Source organism: Nonomuraea roseoviolacea subsp. carminata (assembly GCF_024172185.1).
GTDB lineage: Bacteria > Actinomycetota > Actinomycetes > Streptosporangiales > Streptosporangiaceae > Nonomuraea > Nonomuraea roseoviolacea.
The window spans coordinates 8,164,746-8,179,475 of record NZ_JAMZEC010000001.1 but is presented as its reverse complement, the minus strand read 5'-3'; the positions used below and the strand labels follow the sequence as shown (position 1 = coordinate 8,179,475).

16 protein-coding genes are annotated in these 14,730 nt (G+C 72.1%); 5 read left to right on the top strand and 11 right to left on the bottom strand.

Annotated elements, in window-relative coordinates; translation table 11 throughout:
• Positions 1-18 precede the first annotated feature (18 nt).
• The 9 genes from HD595_RS37925 to HD595_RS37885 all read right to left on the bottom strand — a co-directional run bounded on the left by HD595_RS37925 (position 19) and on the right by HD595_RS37885 (position 9,334).
• The gene (locus HD595_RS37925; RefSeq protein ID WP_253777790.1) at positions 19-1,017 is read right to left on the bottom strand and encodes an ABC transporter permease; all 999 of its coding nucleotides are present in this window, start codon (positions 1,015-1,017) and stop codon (positions 19-21) included.
• Positions 1,014-2,504, bottom strand: a complete 1,491-nt coding sequence (locus HD595_RS37920) for a sugar ABC transporter ATP-binding protein (RefSeq protein ID WP_253777788.1) — start codon at positions 2,502-2,504, stop codon at positions 1,014-1,016. The genes HD595_RS37925 and HD595_RS37920 overlap by 4 nt, the downstream gene beginning before the upstream one ends.
• Before the next feature lie 24 nt (positions 2,505-2,528).
• Entirely contained in the window at positions 2,529-2,933 is a 405-nt protein-coding gene (rbsD, locus tag HD595_RS37915) for a D-ribose pyranase (RefSeq protein WP_253777786.1), read from the bottom strand.
• Positions 2,930-3,871: a ribokinase gene (locus HD595_RS37910; protein ID WP_253777779.1), complete on the bottom strand. Its 942-nt coding sequence runs from the start codon at positions 3,869-3,871 to the stop codon at positions 2,930-2,932. The genes rbsD and HD595_RS37910 overlap by 4 nt, the downstream gene beginning before the upstream one ends.
• 77 nt (positions 3,872-3,948) lie before the next feature.
• Positions 3,949-4,770, bottom strand: a complete 822-nt coding sequence (locus tag HD595_RS37905) for an aldehyde dehydrogenase family protein (protein WP_253777777.1) — start codon at positions 4,768-4,770, stop codon at positions 3,949-3,951.
• A complete protein-coding gene (locus HD595_RS37900) occupies positions 4,763-6,181 on the bottom strand; it encodes an aldehyde dehydrogenase family protein (protein ID WP_253781438.1) in 1,419 nt (472 codons plus the stop codon). Before HD595_RS37900 ends, HD595_RS37905 begins: the two co-directional genes overlap by 8 nt.
• An 8-nt stretch (positions 6,182-6,189) precedes the next feature.
• Positions 6,190-7,128, bottom strand: coding sequence for a deoxyribose-phosphate aldolase (gene deoC, locus HD595_RS37895; protein WP_253777775.1), 939 nt, complete (start codon positions 7,126-7,128; stop codon positions 6,190-6,192).
• The gene (locus tag HD595_RS37890) at positions 7,125-8,165 is read right to left on the bottom strand and encodes a LacI family DNA-binding transcriptional regulator (RefSeq protein WP_253777773.1); all 1,041 of its coding nucleotides are present in this window, start codon (positions 8,163-8,165) and stop codon (positions 7,125-7,127) included. The genes deoC and HD595_RS37890 overlap by 4 nt, the downstream gene beginning before the upstream one ends.
• Positions 8,166-8,332: 167 nt before the next feature.
• A complete protein-coding gene (locus HD595_RS37885) occupies positions 8,333-9,334 on the bottom strand; it encodes a helix-turn-helix transcriptional regulator (protein WP_253777771.1) in 1,002 nt (333 codons plus the stop codon).
• A 100-nt stretch (positions 9,335-9,434) separates the two neighbouring features.
• Here HD595_RS37885 and HD595_RS37880 point away from each other — a divergent pair, with 100 nt between their 5' ends.
• The gene (locus HD595_RS37880; RefSeq protein WP_253777769.1) at positions 9,435-10,010 is read left to right on the top strand and encodes a DinB family protein; all 576 of its coding nucleotides are present in this window, start codon (positions 9,435-9,437) and stop codon (positions 10,008-10,010) included.
• Between the two features lie 108 nt (positions 10,011-10,118).
• Here the strand turns inward: HD595_RS37880 and HD595_RS37875 are convergent, their stop codons facing one another.
• Positions 10,119-10,724 carry a helix-turn-helix domain-containing protein gene (locus tag HD595_RS37875; protein ID WP_253777767.1) on the bottom strand — a complete coding sequence of 202 codons (606 nt, stop codon included), beginning with the start codon at positions 10,722-10,724 and terminating at the stop codon, positions 10,119-10,121.
• Between the two features lie 137 nt (positions 10,725-10,861).
• On the opposite strand from HD595_RS37875, the gene HD595_RS37870 reads away from it, so the two are divergent.
• Positions 10,862-12,241 (top strand): MFS transporter, encoded by a 1,380-nt coding sequence (locus tag HD595_RS37870; protein ID WP_253777766.1) that lies wholly within the window; start codon positions 10,862-10,864, stop codon positions 12,239-12,241.
• A 239-nt stretch (positions 12,242-12,480) separates the two neighbouring features.
• On the opposite strand, the gene HD595_RS37865 is transcribed toward HD595_RS37870, so the two are convergent.
• Positions 12,481-12,942, bottom strand: a complete 462-nt coding sequence (locus HD595_RS37865; RefSeq protein WP_253777764.1) for a BP74-related protein — start codon at positions 12,940-12,942, stop codon at positions 12,481-12,483.
• Positions 12,943-13,210: 268 nt separating this feature from the next.
• Here HD595_RS37865 and HD595_RS37860 point away from each other — a divergent pair, with 268 nt between their 5' ends.
• The 3 genes from HD595_RS37860 (at position 13,211) to HD595_RS37855 (ending at position 14,452) form a co-directional block, all read left to right on the top strand.
• The gene (locus HD595_RS37860; protein WP_308211319.1) at positions 13,211-13,879 is read left to right on the top strand and encodes a TauD/TfdA dioxygenase family protein; all 669 of its coding nucleotides are present in this window, start codon (positions 13,211-13,213) and stop codon (positions 13,877-13,879) included.
• Positions 13,807-14,112, top strand: a complete 306-nt coding sequence (locus tag HD595_RS47005; protein ID WP_308211384.1) for a TauD/TfdA dioxygenase family protein — start codon at positions 13,807-13,809, stop codon at positions 14,110-14,112. The genes HD595_RS37860 and HD595_RS47005 overlap by 73 nt, the downstream gene beginning before the upstream one ends.
• A gap of 178 nt (positions 14,113-14,290) precedes the next feature.
• Positions 14,291-14,452: a hypothetical protein gene (locus HD595_RS37855; protein ID WP_253777762.1), complete on the top strand. Its 162-nt coding sequence runs from the start codon at positions 14,291-14,293 to the stop codon at positions 14,450-14,452.
• Positions 14,453-14,730 lie beyond the last annotated feature (278 nt).

Here is a 14,730-nt window from a genome sequence, read left to right as displayed (position 1 = left end):
TCCTTAGGGATGTGCCGGCTAGATGTGCTGGGCGAGTTCGGGGGTACGGGCGGGGGTCTCGGGGGCTCTGCGCGGCAGCAGCCGGCGCAGGACGTCCACGTTGCGGTCGAGGAAGACGGCCAGCAGGATGACCAGGCCCTTCACCACGTCCTGCAGGAACGGGGAGACGTCGAGCAGGTTCATCCCGTTGTCGATGACGCCGAGGACGAGCGCCCCGACGAGGGTGCCGAGCAGGGTGCCGCGGCCGCCGGCCAGGCTGGTGCCGCCGATGATGACGGCCGCGATCGCGTCCAGCTCCAGGCCGGCGCCGGCGGTCGGCTGGGCCGTGGACAGCCGGGCGGTGATGATGAACCCGGCCAGGGACGCCAGCACGCCGCTGATGACGAAGGCGAGGATCTTGACGCGGTGCACCCTGATGCCGGACAGCCGGGCGGCCTCGACGTTGTCGCCGGTGGCGTAGACGTAGCGGCCGAAGCGGGTGCGGGCCAGGACGAACCCGAAGACGCCGAACGCCACCAGCATGATCCACACCGGGACGGGCACGCCCGCGAACCTCGCCTGCCCGATCCCCTGGAAGTCGTAGTCCGTCACCGGGATCGGGTTGCCCGAGGTGATGTGCAGGGTGAGCCCGGCGAACACCGACATCGTGGCCAGCGTCGCGATGAACGACGGCATCCTGGTCCTGGTCACGAGGAGGCCGTTGATCAGCCCGATGGCGGCGCCGGTCGCCAGGCCCGCGGCCAGCGCGGGGACCAGCCCGTACGGGCCGAGCGTCAGGGCGGTGACGACGGCGGAGAAGCCGAGCGCCGAGCCCACCGACAGGTCGATCTCGGCGAGGATGATCACATACGTCTGCCCGGCGGCCAGCAGCGCGGCCACGGAGGTGGCGAGCGCGACGTTGAGCAGGTTCGTCGGGGTGAGGAAGACCGGCGAGGTCACCGAGAGGACGACCCCGACGAGGAGGAGCATCCACACCGCGCGCAGCCGGCCCGCGACGGTCTTGAGTTTCGAGGTCATGCGGCACCTACCAGTGCGTGCTTGAGGATGGACTGCTCGTCGAGGCCGTCGCCGGTCAGCTCGGCGACGAACCGTCCCTCGCGCATCACGACCACGCGGTCGGACATGGCGACGAGTTCCGGCAGGTCGGAGCTCACCAGCAGGACGGCGACGCCGTCGGCGGTGAGCTGGTTGATGATCCGGTAGATCTCGGTCTTGGCCCCGACGTCCACGCCGCGGGTCGGCTCGTCCATGAGCAGCACCCGCGGCCGGGTCATCACCCACTTGGCGAACAGCGCCTTCTGCTGGTTGCCGCCGGACAGCGAGCTGACCGCGATGGACGGGGAGGCGGCGCGCACCCGCAGGTCGGAGATGACCGCGCCGGTGGCCGCGCGTTCCTTGCCGCGCGAGACCACACCGCCGCCGGTGCTGAGCTCGCGCAGCGAGGCCAGCGACACGTTAGCCTCGACCGACTGGCCCATGCACAGGCCCTCCGCCTGCCGGTCGGGCGACAGGTAGGCGATCCGGCTGCCGATCGCGTCCTCGACGCTCGCCACGCGTACGGCGGAGCCGCCCACGCGCACGGACCCGGTCAGCGGCTGCAGGCCGAACAGCGCGCGCAGCAGGTCGCTGCGCCCGCAGCCGACCACGCCGCCGATGCCGACCACCTCGCCGGCCCTGACCTGGAGGTCGATGTCGTGGAAGCGGGCGCCGTTCCCGTTGCGCACCTCCAGCACGACCTCGTCCCGGGCGTTGCGCTCCTTGGGGTAGAAGTCGTCCACGGCGTCGCCGACCATCGCGGTGACCACCCGGGCCGGGGTGAGCTGCCCGGTGGGGGCGTCGAGGGTGACCCGGCCGTCGCGCAGCACGACGACGCGGTCCGACAGGGCGAAGACCTCGTCCAGCCGGTGACTGATGTAGATCACCGAGACGCCGGCCTCGCGCAGCCGGTTCACCTGGGCGAAGAGCTGCTCGGACTCCTGCTCGTCGAGCGCCGCGGTGGGCTCGTCGAGGATGATCAGCCGTAGTTCGTGCGTCATGGCCTTGGCGATCTCGAGCATCTGCCGCTCGGCCACGCTCAGCTCGCCGACCTGGCGCTGCACGTCGATCTCCATGCCGAGGCGGCGCAGCGCCCGCGCGGCCTCGGCGGCCATGCGCTGCTTGGAGACGAACAGGCGGCCGAAGACACGCTCGCGGTCCAGCACGTACATGTTCTCGGCCACGCTGAGGTGCGGGAACAGGTTCTGCTGGAACTCCTGGTAGATGACCTCGATGCCCTGGGCCATCGCGGCCTGCGGGTCCTTGAGGACCGTCGGGGTCCCGTCGATGAGCAGCCGCCCGGAGTCGGGCTGGTGCGCGCCGGAGATCACCCGGGTGAGCGTGGACTTGCCCGCCCCGTTCTCCCCCACGAGCGCGACGACCTCGCCGGGACCGACGTCGAAGCTGACGCCCCGCAGGACGCTGTTGTCGCCGAAGGACTTGCGCACATCGGCAAGCTGGAGATGCATGCCAGGCTCCCTGTCAGTACGCGGTCAGTACACGACGCCCGCGGTGAGCAGGACGTTGGCGTACGGGGTGAACTCGCCGGAGCGGACGGCCGCCCTGGCGCCGGCGGTGGCCTGCTTGAACGCGGTGTGCGGCACGAACGCCGGAGCCAGGCCGAGCCGCTCGAAGCGTTCCTCGATGGCCGCCAGCATGTCGGGGCTGTGCTGCTTGATCTCCTCCGACAGGAGCACGCCCTCCACGGCCACCTCGTCGAGGACCGCGTCGAGCAGGTCGAGGAAGCGCGGCAGGTTCTCCCGGACGGCGAGGTCCACGCGCTCCACGCCGGGCGGGATGGGCAGGCCCGCGTCGGTGACGACGAGCGTGTCGGTGTGGCCGAGCTCGGAGATGACGCGGGCGAGCTGGGCGTTGAGGGTTCCCTGGTTGCGCCTCATCGGGCGGCTCCTTCCATGGAGGTGGTGACCAGCGGCTCGACCTCGTCCCGGCCGGGGAGCGAGGGGCTGGCCCCGGCCTTGGTGGTGGCCAGGGCGCCGGCCGCCATGCCGTACTGGGTGGCGGTGTCCACGTCGAGCCCGGCGGCGAGGGCGCCGCCGAAGAAGCCGGTGAACGCGTCGCCGGCCGCCGTGGTGTCCACGGGCGTCACGGCGTAGGCGGGGAAGTGGCGGGTGCGCTCCCGGGTCACGGACAGGGCGCCGCCGGAGCCCAGCGTGATGATCGCGTGGCGGACGCCGCGCTCCAGGAACCAGGCCGCCGCCCGCTCCGCCGACTCCAGGTCGGTGACCTGGACGCCGGTCAGCAGGGTGGCCTCGCTCTCGTTGGGGGTGACGATGTCGAGGTGCGGCCACACGTCGTCCGGCAGCTCCTGGGCGGGCGCCGGGTCGAGGACCACGGTCAGCCCGGCCGCCGCGCCCTCCCGCGCCGCGTGGCAGGCGACCTCGGTGCGGATCTCCAGTTGCAGCAGCAGGACGCCGACCCGGTCGCGGACCCGCTGGATGCTCTGCGTGACCATCGCCTCGTCGAGGGAGGCGTTGGCGAGCGGCGTGATGACGATGTCGTTCTCGCCCGAGGCGTCCACGCGGATGTGGGCGACGCCCGTGCGGCCCTCGACCGTGCGGACCTCGCTGAGCGTGACGCCGTGGGCCTCCAGGCCGGACAGCACGATGTCGCGGAACGGGTCCCGGCCCACGCAGGCGGCCATCCAGGTGGGGGCGCCGGAGTGCGCCGCGGCCACGGCCTGGTTCGCGCCCTTGCCGCCGAGGACGAGGGTGAAGTCGTCGCCGAGCACGGTCTCACCGCGCCGCGGCAGCCGCCGGCTGAACGCCGTGACGTCCGCGGTGATGCTCCCGACGACGAGAACACCGGTGGGTTCCATGGGGGTTCCTCCAGATTCGGGGATGGGTGACCCGAGGCCACGGCCCATGCGCCGTGTCCTTGCGGGTGCGGGGTCGATCAGATCCCGGCGGGGTGCCAGACCGTCTTGGTCTCCATGAACGCGGTCATGCGTCTCGTCCCCCGGTCCTCGGCCGCGGTGAGCACGCGCTTGAAGTTCTCGGTGGCCGCCCGCTCGCAGGCCAGGGCCTGCTCGGGGGTCGTCACGCCGGTGAGGTCGAGCCCGTTGACGTCCATGTGCGCGGCCAGCCAGGGCGCCAGCTCGGCCTGGTGGCCGGTGAGGATGTTGACCACGCCGCCCGGCAGGTCGGAGGTGGCCAGCACCTCGGCGAACGTGATCGCGGGCAGCGGCGCCCGTTCGGCGGCGACCACGACGCAGGTGTTGCCGGTGACGATCACGGGGGCGACCGCCGACACCAGCCCCAGCAGCGGGTCGGCGGGCGCGACGACCGCGACCACCCCGACCGGCTCGGGCGAGGACAGGTTGAGGTACGGGCTCGCGACCGGGTTGGCCGTGCCGCGCACGGCGGCGATCTTGTCGGACCAGCCCGCGTACCAGACGAGCCGGTCCACGGCGGCGTCCACCTGCTCCAGCGCCTGCTTGCGCGGGCCGCCGAGCTCGTCGGCGAACTGGGCGCGGCGGCCCTCCAGCATCTCGGCCACGCGGTAGAGGATCTGGCCGCGGTTGTAGGCGGTGGCGCCGGACCAGCCGGGGAACGCCTTGCGCGCGGCGACCACCGCGTCGCGGGCGTCCTTGCGCGAGGCCCTGGCGGCGTGCTCCGTCCTCGTCACGGGGTAGGACCTCCCGCTCTCCGAGCGCGGGAACGCTCCACCGATGAACAGCTTGTACGTCTTGCGCACGCTCACGCGTCGATCAGACATCGAGGTATGCCTCCAGCCCGTGCAGGCCGCCCTCACGGCCGTAACCGGACTCCTTGTAACCACCGAACGGCGAGGCCGGGTCGAACTTGTTGAACGTGTTGGCCCACACCACCCCGGCCCGCAACCGCTCGGCCATCCACAGGATCCGCGAACCCTTCTCGGTCCACACCCCCGCCGACAACCCGTACGGCGTGTTGTTGGCCTTCTCCACCGCCTCGGCCGGCGTACGGAACGTCAGCACCGACAGCACCGGCCCGAAGATCTCCTCCCGCGCGATCGTGTGCGACTGCGCCACCCCGGTGAACAGCGTCGGCGGGAACCAGAACCCCCGCTCGGGCAGCTCACACGCCGGCGACCACCGCTCGGCGCCCTCACTCTCCCCGGTCTCGCTCAGCGAACGGATCCTGGCCAACTGCTCGGCCGAGTTGATCGCGCCGATGTCGGTGTTCTTGTCCAGCGGATCACCCAGCCGCAGCGTGCCCAACCGCCGCTTCAACGCGGCCAGCAGCTCCTCCTGCACCGACTCCTGCACCAGCAGCCGCGACCCGGCGCAGCACACGTGCCCCTGGTTGAAGAAGATCCCGTTGACGATCCCCTCCACCGCCTGGTCGATCGGCGCGTCGTCGAAGACGATGTTGGCGGCCTTGCCGCCCAGCTCCAGCGTCACCTTCTTGCCGGTGCCCGCCACCGTGCGCGCGATCAGCCGACCCACCTCGGTGGAGCCGGTGAAGGCCACCTTGTCCACCTCCGGATGCGCCACCACCGCCGCGCCGGTCTCGCCCGCGCCGGTCACGATGTTGACCACCCCCGGCGGCAGCTCGGCCTGCCGGCAGATGTCGGCGAACAGCAACGCCGTCAGCGGCGTCGTCTCGGCCGGCTTCAGCACCACCGTGTTGCCGCACGCCAGCGCCGGAGCCACCTTCCAGGCCAGCATCAGCAGCGGGAAGTTCCACGGGATGACCTGACCCGCCACCCCGAGCGGCTTGGTGCCGAACCCGGCGTACTGCAGCTTGTCGGCCCAGCCCGCGTAGTAGAAGAAGTGCGCCGCCACCAGCGGCAGGTCCACATCCCGCGACTCGCGGATCGGCTTGCCGTTGTCCAGCGACTCCAGCACCGCCAGCTCACGCGCGCGCTCCTGGATGATCCGCGCGATCCGGAACAGGTACTTGGCCCGCTCGGAGCCGGGCAGGCCGCTCCAGCCGCCGAACGCCTTGCGCGCGGCCCGCACCGCGCGGTCCACGTCGTCGGCCGAGGCGCAGGCCACCTCGGCGAGCGTCTCCTCGGTGGCGGGGTTGACGGTCTTGAAGGCGGGGCCGGAGCCCTCGGTGAACTCGCCGTCGATGAACAGCCCGTAGGACGGCCGCAGGTCGACGATCTCGCGCGACTCGGGGGCCGGCGCGTACTCGAACATCGTCATCCTCAGTCCAGGGTGAAGTAGTCGGGGCCGGCGTAACGGCCGGTGGCCAGCTTCTCGCGCTGCATCAGCAGATCGTTGAGCAGCGAGGACGCGCCCAGCCGGAACCAGTCGGGCGTCAGCCAGTCCGCACCGGCCGTCTCCTGCACGAGCACCAGGTTCTTGATCGCGTCCTTGGTGGTGCGGATGCCGCCCGCGGGCTTGACGCCGACCTGACGGCCGGTCCGGTCGCGGAAGTCGCGCACCGCCTCCAGCATGATCAGCGTCACCGGGAGCGTCGCCGCGGGCGAGACCTTGCCGGTGGAGGTCTTGATGAAGTCGGCGCCGGCCAGCATCGCCAGCCACGACGCCCGCCGCACGTTGTCGTAGGTGACCAGCTCGCCGGTCTCCAGGATGACCTTGAGGTGCGCCTCGCCGCACGCCGCCTTGACCGCGACGATCTCCTCGTACACCTTCAGGTAGTCGCCCGACAGGAACGCGCCCCGGTCGATCACCATGTCGATCTCGTCGGCGCCCGCGGCCACCGCGAACGCGGTGTCGGCCACCTTGACGTCGAGCGAGGAACGGCCGCTGGGGAACGCGGTGGCCACGGAGGCCACCTTCACCCCGGAGCCGCGCAGTGCTTCGGCCGCCACCGCGACCAGGTCCGGGTAGACGCAGACGGCCGCCACGCGGGAAGCGTCGCCGCCGGGGCGCAGGGCCTTGGCGCACATGGCCCGCACCTTGCCGCGCGTGTCGGCCCCTTCCAGGGTGGTCAGGTCGACCATGGAGATGGCCAGATCGATCGCCCGGGCCTTGGCCGTCGTCTTGATCGAACGGGTGCCCAGCATCGCCGCCCGCTGGTCCGCGCCGACCCGGTCGACACCGGGCAGGCCGTGCAGGAAGGCTCGCAACGCCGCCTCCGAAGAGGCCACGTCCGCGAGCGGGGTGGTCGCAACGCTCATCGCGATCGGGTCTTTCTCGTACGTGCCGGGGACGGGTGCCCGCCCGGCGGGGCGGTGGAGGCGCGTTCGATCAGCTTGGTGTCCAGGACGACGCGGCTGGCGAGGCCGCCGCCGTCGCCGGGATCGAGCCGGCGCAGCAGCAGGCGCATGGCAAGCACGCCCTGCTCGAACATCGGCCGGTCCACGACGGTCAGCGGCGGCCTGAGCAGCGGGCCGGTGTCCAGGTCGTCGAAGCCGATCAGGCTGATCTGGCCGGGGATGTCGATCCGCATGTCGTGCAGCGCCTTGAGCGCGCCCAGGGTCATGAGGTTGTTGGCGGCGAAGACGGCGGTGGGCGGCTCGGGGAGCGACAGCAGGGACAGCGTGAGCTGGTAGCCGCTGTGCTCCTTGAAGTCGCCGACCAGGTCGTACTCGGGCGGCACCTCGACGCCCGCCTTGGCGAGCGTGCCGACGAACCCCTCGCGCCGCAGCCGGCCGGGAGTGGTGTCCAGGTTGCCGCTGATCGCGGCCACCCGGGTGTGCCCGAGGGACAGCAGGTGCTCGGCCGCCTGCCGGCCGCCGCCGTCGTTGTCCACGAGCACGGCGTCGAACCGTTCGCCGCCCGCCAGGTCGCGGTCCACGAACACCAGCGGCACGTCGGCGTCGCGGACGTGCAGCGGCGTCTCGTCCTGCTCGGTGGCGGGGGCCAGGATGATGCCGTCGACCCGGCGCACCAGGTCCGCCAGCACGTCGTCCTCCTGCTCGCTGCTCTCGTCGCTGTTGGCGAGCAGGATCCGGTAGGGCTCCGTACGCGTGACGGACTCCATGCCCTTGACCACCGCGGCGAAGTACGGGTTCGTGATGTCCGGGACGACGACGCCGATGGTGTTGGTGCGCCCGGACTTCAGCGACTGCGCCGCGGCACTCGGCCAGTAGCCCAGCTCGTCGATGGCGGCCTGGATCGCCTCGTACGAGCGCACCCGCTGGCCCCGCAGGAAGCGCGAGACCGTGGCGGAAGAGACTCCCGCCCGAGCCGCCACGTCATGGATGGTGACCACGTGAGCTCCCAACTGAAATCGATGTCAGTGATGATGGCAGGAGATGGCCACGGAGTGTCAATGCCGCGTTTCCAACTCGTTACAGATCCCCACGTAATCCCACGTCGAAGCCTTGCCGCCTCCGCACGGCTGATCGGCTAACTGAAACCGTTGTCAGTAACGCTCGGTCAGCTCTCTTCGGGCGGGGCAGCCGCCTGGGCGTAGCGGCGGGCCAGCGTCGCGAAGGCCTCCCTGAGCTCGTCCGGGCCGACGACCTCGATGTCGGCGTCGAACCTGCCGACGGCGGAGGCCAGGGCGGTCCACGACCACGAGCTCAGGACGAGCCGGCAGCGGTCCGGGCCGAGCTCCTCGACGGTGCCCTCGCGGGTGTAGCGGGACACGGCGGCGGCGGGCAGGGCGAGGATCACCTCGCCGCGGCAGGGCCAGTGGCCGGAGCCGTCGGAGCCGCGGAACCTGCCGAGCATGAAGGCGGCCACGTCGCCTCCGGGCAGCTCGCGCGGGGTGAAGCGGGGCCCCGTGGGGGTGCGCGGGATGATCCGGTCGGCGCGGAAGGTGCGCCAGTCCTCGCGGTCGAGGTCCCAGGCGACGAGGTACCAGCGCCCGCCCCACGTGACGAGGTGATGGGGTTGCACCCGGCGCGGCGACGCCGCCACCGCCTCGCCCTCCTCCCCTGCCGGCGGGGCGGCGGTGTAGTCGAACCGCAGCACCTCGCGGGCGTGGACGGCGGCGCCGAGCGCCATGAGCACGCCGCCGTCGACCTGGGGGTCCGGCCGGGTCGCGGACTGGTCGACGGCGGTGACCTGGAGGGTGTCGATCCGGCGGCGCAGGCGCGCGGGCATGACCTGCCGGACGGTGGTCAGCGCGCGCGCCGCGGCCTCCTCGATGCCGGCGCCGGTGGTGGTGGCGATCTGCAGCGCGATGGCCAGGGCGACGGCCTGCTCGTCGTCGAACAGCAACGGCGGCAGCTCCGTGCCGGCGTCCAGCCGGTACCCGCCGTCGGGCCCCTTGAAGGCCACGACGGGATACCCCAGCTCACGCAGGCGGTCGACGTCCCGGCGCAGGGTGCGCGGACTGATGTCCAGCCGCTCGGCCAGCAGCGCGCCCGGCCAGTCCCGGCGCGTCTGAAGCAGGGAGAGCAACGCCAGCAGTCGCGCTGAAGTCTTCGGCACGGTCCCATGTTGCCGGGAGAAGAGGCCACTCCCTGGCCGCTACCCCTGTGAGAGTTGTCGCGTGCCCGTCAGAGACGACCACCGGAAGGATCCGAACGTTATGACCACCGCCACCTCACCCTCGGCCCTCGACGCCGAGCGGCGCGAACTGCTCGCCGCGCTCGCCTCCGCGCGCTCCGCCCTGACCACCACCGTGCGCGGGCTGAGCGACGAGCAGCTCGGCGAGCGCCCGACCGTCAGCGCGCTGTGCCTGGGCGGCCTGATCAAGCACGTCGCGTCCATGGAGGAGGGATGGATGCGCTTCGTGGTGGAGGGCCCCTCGGCCATGAACCACGACCTGCCCGACGGCGTCACCTGGGCCGACCTCGCCGCCGGCACCGCGCGCGAGATCCCGCAGTGGATGATCGACCACCAGAACGACTTCCGCATGCTGCCCGGCGACACGCCGGCCGCGATCCTCGCCCGGTACGAGGCGGTCGCCGCCCGTAGCGAGGAGATCGTCGCCGCCGTGGCCGACCTGTCGGCGACGCACCCGCTGCCGGAGGCGCCCTGGCACGAGCCGGGAGGGACGCGCAGCGTGCGCGCGGTGCTCATGCACGTCATCGCCGAGACCGCCCAGCACGCCGGGCACGCCGACATCCTGCGGGAGACGCTCGACGGGCAGACGTCCACCTGAGAGACGACATGCCTGACGAGCCGGGCCTGAGGGACAGGCCCATGAGACCGGCCGGTGAGCGGGGCGTGGGAGCCGGGATTGTGGGACGGCCTGACGGGGGTCGGGCCGTCAGGCCGTCATTCCCGGCGGTGAGGCGGGGCCGGTCGGGGACGAAGTCGTGCGGACGACGGCCTGGTCGCCCCGCGGGCCGAACAGGTGCAGGATCTCGACGGCGTTCGTGCCCGCCGGGCCGAACCAGTGCGGCTCCCGCGTGTCGAACTCGGCCACCTCGCCGGGACGCAGGGTGCACTCCCGTTCTCCGATGATGACGCGGAGCTCGCCCGCGAGGACGTACAGCCACTCGTAGCCGTCGTGGGTCACCAGTTTCGGCTCGCGGGGAGCCAGCACCTGCTTGAACACCTGCACCCGCCCCGGATACTGCGTCAGCGGCACGAGGACGCTGCCGCGGCCTTTGCGCAGGGGCTTGAGGTGCACCCGCGGGTCACCGCTGGCCGGAGCGGCCACCAGCTGGTCGAGCGCGACGCGGTGCGCACGCGCGAGCGGGATGAGCAGCTCCAGCGTCGGACGCCGCTTGCCCGACTCCAGCCGCGACAGCGTGCTCACCGAGATCCCGGTTGCCCCCGCCAGTGACTCCAGGGTGAGCCCGCGATCGCGGCGCAGGGCGCGCAACCGGGGCCCGATGGCGTCGAGGATCTGCTCCAGCTCCGTGTCCACGGGGTCCAGTTTTGCAGTCTCCGCAAAAGTGCTGGGCGGCGGCCGTCCTCCGAGCCGAGCATGGCCGGGCAAGTGCTCCCGAACCCGAAAGGCCGGCCGTGACCGCGACAACCCACCCCGTTCAGCCCGTTCTGAGCGTGCGCAGACGCTGGACGGTGCTGGCCGTCTGCTGCTTGAGCATGTTCCTCGTCGGCCTGGACACCACCATCGTCAACGTGGGCCTGCCCGCGATCGGGCGCGGCCTGGGCGTCGGCACGCGCGGCCTGGAATGGGTCGTGGACGCCTACACCCTCGTGCTGGCGAGCCTGCTGATCTCCTCCGGAGCGCTGGCGGACCGGTTCGGACGACGGCGCGTGTTCCAGCTCGGGCTGGCCGTGTTCGGCGCCGCCTCGCTGGCCTGCGCGCTGGCCCCGTCGGTCGGCGCGCTCGCCGCGGCCCGCGCCGTGCAGGGCGTCGGCGCCTCCATGCTCAGCCCCGTGGCCCTGGCGATCGTGGTGAACGCCATGCCCGACCCGAAGGAGCGGGCGCAGGCGATCGGGGTCTGGGCGTCGGTCTTCGGGCTCAGCATGGCCGCCGGCCCGGTCACGGGCGGCGCCCTGATCGCGGAGTTCGGCTGGCGGTCGGTGTTCTGGATCAACGCGCCGGTCATCGTGGCCGCTCTCGCGCTCAGCATGATCTTCGTGCCGGAGTCGCGGGCGCCGCTCGCCCGGCGGCTCGACCTGCCCGGCCAGGCGTTGCTGACCGTGGTCATCGGGGTCTCGGTGGGCGTCCTCATCGAGGGGCCGCGCATCGGCTGGACGTCGCCCGTGGCGCTGGTCGCGTACGCGGTGGCCGCCGTGGCGACGGCCGGTTTCGTGCGGGTGGAGTGCCGCCGGGGCGAGCCGCTGATGGACCCGCGTCTTTTCCGGCGGCCGGTCTTCGGCGGCGCGGTCCTGGGCGCGGTGGCGGTCTTCGTCGCGCTGAACGTGACGCTGCTGCTCACCACCCTCTACCTCCAGCACGCCCGGGGATGGACGCCGCTGGCCGCGGGGGCGGCCACCCTGCCCATGGCCGTGGGGGCGACCCTCTGCGCCCCCTTGTCCGGGCATCTGGTCGGCCGCCTCGGGCCGCGGCCGCCGCTCGCCCTGGCCGGCGGCTTCATCGCGGCGGGCGGGCTCTGCCTGGTGGGACTCGACCAGCGCACGGGCGTGCACCTGCTGCTGGCGGCGTACGCGCTCATCGGCATCGGGTTCGGCTTCGCCAACGCCCCGATCACCAACACGGCGGTGAGCGGGCTGCCTCCGGCCCGGGCCGGCGTGGCCGGGGCCATCACCTCGACCGCGCGCCAGTTCGGCTCCGCACTCGGCATCGCCATCGCGGGCGGCCTGGTCGCCGGAGCCGGCCCGGCGGGGCTCGCGCAGGCGTCCCGCCCGGGCTGGATCATGGTGACCGCATGCGGCCTGCTCCTGCTCGTCGTGGCGTACGTGTCACGACCGAAGGGTGACGACGCCCATCTCCCGGCTCCGTCAGCGCGGTGACCCCGCCTGCGAGAGGGCCGTGATCCCGTTCGCAGGAACCTCGTGATCCGCTCTCGGGAAACCCGTGATCCCGTCTGCGGTCACTGCGGTCTCCCCGCCCCTGCCGGAACGGGGTCAACCCGTCCAAGGGTGAACGGGGTGTCCCTTCCGCCCGGGACGAGGCCGGCCCGTCCAGCGGGGACGCGGTGATCCCGTCCGGCGGCGACGTGCGGCGCGACGCCGCCGGACGGGCGGAGCGCCTACTCCACGGAGACCTCCCGCAGCAGGCGAGAGCCCCAGGGGCACCAGAGCAGGCCGGGCAGGAACGCGCCGCCCGCCTCGTCGAGATGGTCGTCGACATACCGCGGGGACGCGTCGCACACCTCGATGGCGTGGGTGAAGAACGAGACCGACGTGGGGTCGAGGTGGTACTGCCAGCCAGGGTTGTACGGGGCGGGCCGCTTGACGATCCTCCCGAGGACGTGGGTCCTGTCCCGCTGGGCTCCGCTGAGGATGTCCCTGGCTTCCTGGATCTTGTCGGGCTCGGTGAGCTTGACGACGAACCTGTCGGGGGCCGGCGGGTAGTCGAACTCGAAGAGGGCCTCGGCGGCGGGCGCGGCCGCCCGGGTCGCCGCGACGGACTGCGTCGCGGCGGCGGGCTGCGCGAAGGCGAGCGTCCCGGCCGCCACGAGGACGCCGATCGCGGAGACAAAGCGTCGCACGGACAACTCCCACTCCCATGCTGTCGGGCCGTCATCACGGCCGTTCACCACGAAGAGTAACATTGATTCAACGGAAAGTAACAGCAAAACCCTAATTCCCTACCTGTTGTGTTGACTTTAGAGAGTGGCCGGTCTACGTTGGCGAGCGTGACGACCACGGCACTGACCATCCGAGGTCACGTGGACTTCTGCCGCGTGGCCAGCGCCCTGTGTCCCTCCTTCCGCCCCGCCCTCCAGCGACCACCTCTCCCACGGAAGGACCACACCCATGTCACCCTTCTCCATCCGCCCCGTCGCAGGCCGGATAGGCGCCGAGATCTCCGGCGTGCGCCTGGACGGTGATCTGCCCGCCGACGCCGTCGCGCTGATCCGCTCCGCCCTGCTCGAGCACAAAGTGATCTTCTTCCGCGCCCAGGACCACCTGGACACGGACCGCCAGGTCGCCTTCGCCCGGCTGCTCGGCGAGCCCACCGGGGCCCACCCCACCGTGCCGGCGCTCGCCGGCAACACACATGTCCTGGACCTGGACTACAGCAACGGTCAGAAGGTCGATCGGTGGCACACCGACGTCACCTTCGTCGACCGGCCGCCGCTGGCCTCCGTGCTCCGGGCGATCACCGTGCCGCCCAGCGGCGGCGACACGCTGTGGGCCAACACCGTCACCGCCTACGAGCACCTGCCCGCCGAGCTGCGCGACCTGCTCGACCGGCTGCGGGCGGTCCACACCAACCAGTACGACTACGTGCGCATCGCCGCCTCCGACGATCCGGAACGGACCCGCGCGCAGGCGGAGGTGTTCACCTCGACCTTTTCGAGACCGAGCATCCCGTCGTCCGCGTCCACCCCGAGACGGGCGAGCGCGCGATCCTCCTCGGCGACTTCGCCAAGCGCCTGGTGGGCCTGCCCGCGCAGTCGTCGGCGGCGATCATCCAGTTGATCCAGAGCCACGTCACCCAGGTGGAGAACACCGTGCGCTGGCGCTGGTCCCCCGGCGACGTGGCCGTCTGGGACAACCGGGCCACCCAGCACCGGGTGGTGCACGACTTCGGCGACCAGCCGCGCCGCCTGCACCGGGTGACCATCGCCGGTGACATCCCGGTCGGCGTGGACGGCCGGACGAGCACGGTGCTGTCCGGCGACGCCGGGTCCTACTCTCCGCTCGCCGCCTGACACCCCCTCCCCCCTGAGCCCCCCTCTCCCCCTCCACCCCTCCCCTGCCGCCCCGGTCACGCCACAGTGACCGGGGCGGCTGTCTCGTGAAGGTCTGGAGAGCCGGGCGGGGCACGGGCAGACGCGAGGAGCCTCCCGTCGCCGAGCTCGACGGGAGGCTCCTCGAAAGGCTCGCGCGGTGACCGGCCACCCGGTCACCGAGGACCTCTTCGCCCTGGCCGAGGAGGCGCTGCCCGGGGTGCGTCGCCGCGACGGTGGCCAGATGCGCGGCGCGGCGCTGCGCCCGCAGACGACCGTGTTCGGCGACGACGCACTCCCACGGGCACACGGAGCATCCTGAGCGGGGGACCACTGGTGGACGGCGACCAGCGGCTCGCCCGGACGGCCGCCGTCGCCTTCTCGGGCTTGCCTGGACGGTCGCCGTCGCCTTCTTGAAGGCCACCAGGGAACCGACGCCAGCCCGCCGAGAGCTTGAGCGCCCTTCCTGGTCGGCAGGACCTCTCCCAGGGGGACGCCGAGTTCCTCCAGGCGAGAAGTGCTCCTGTGGCGTCAGGGTGATGCCCCTCGCCGCGGAACGGCTCGTCAAGGACCGGGGGTGTGGGGACCGGTAGGCCCCCA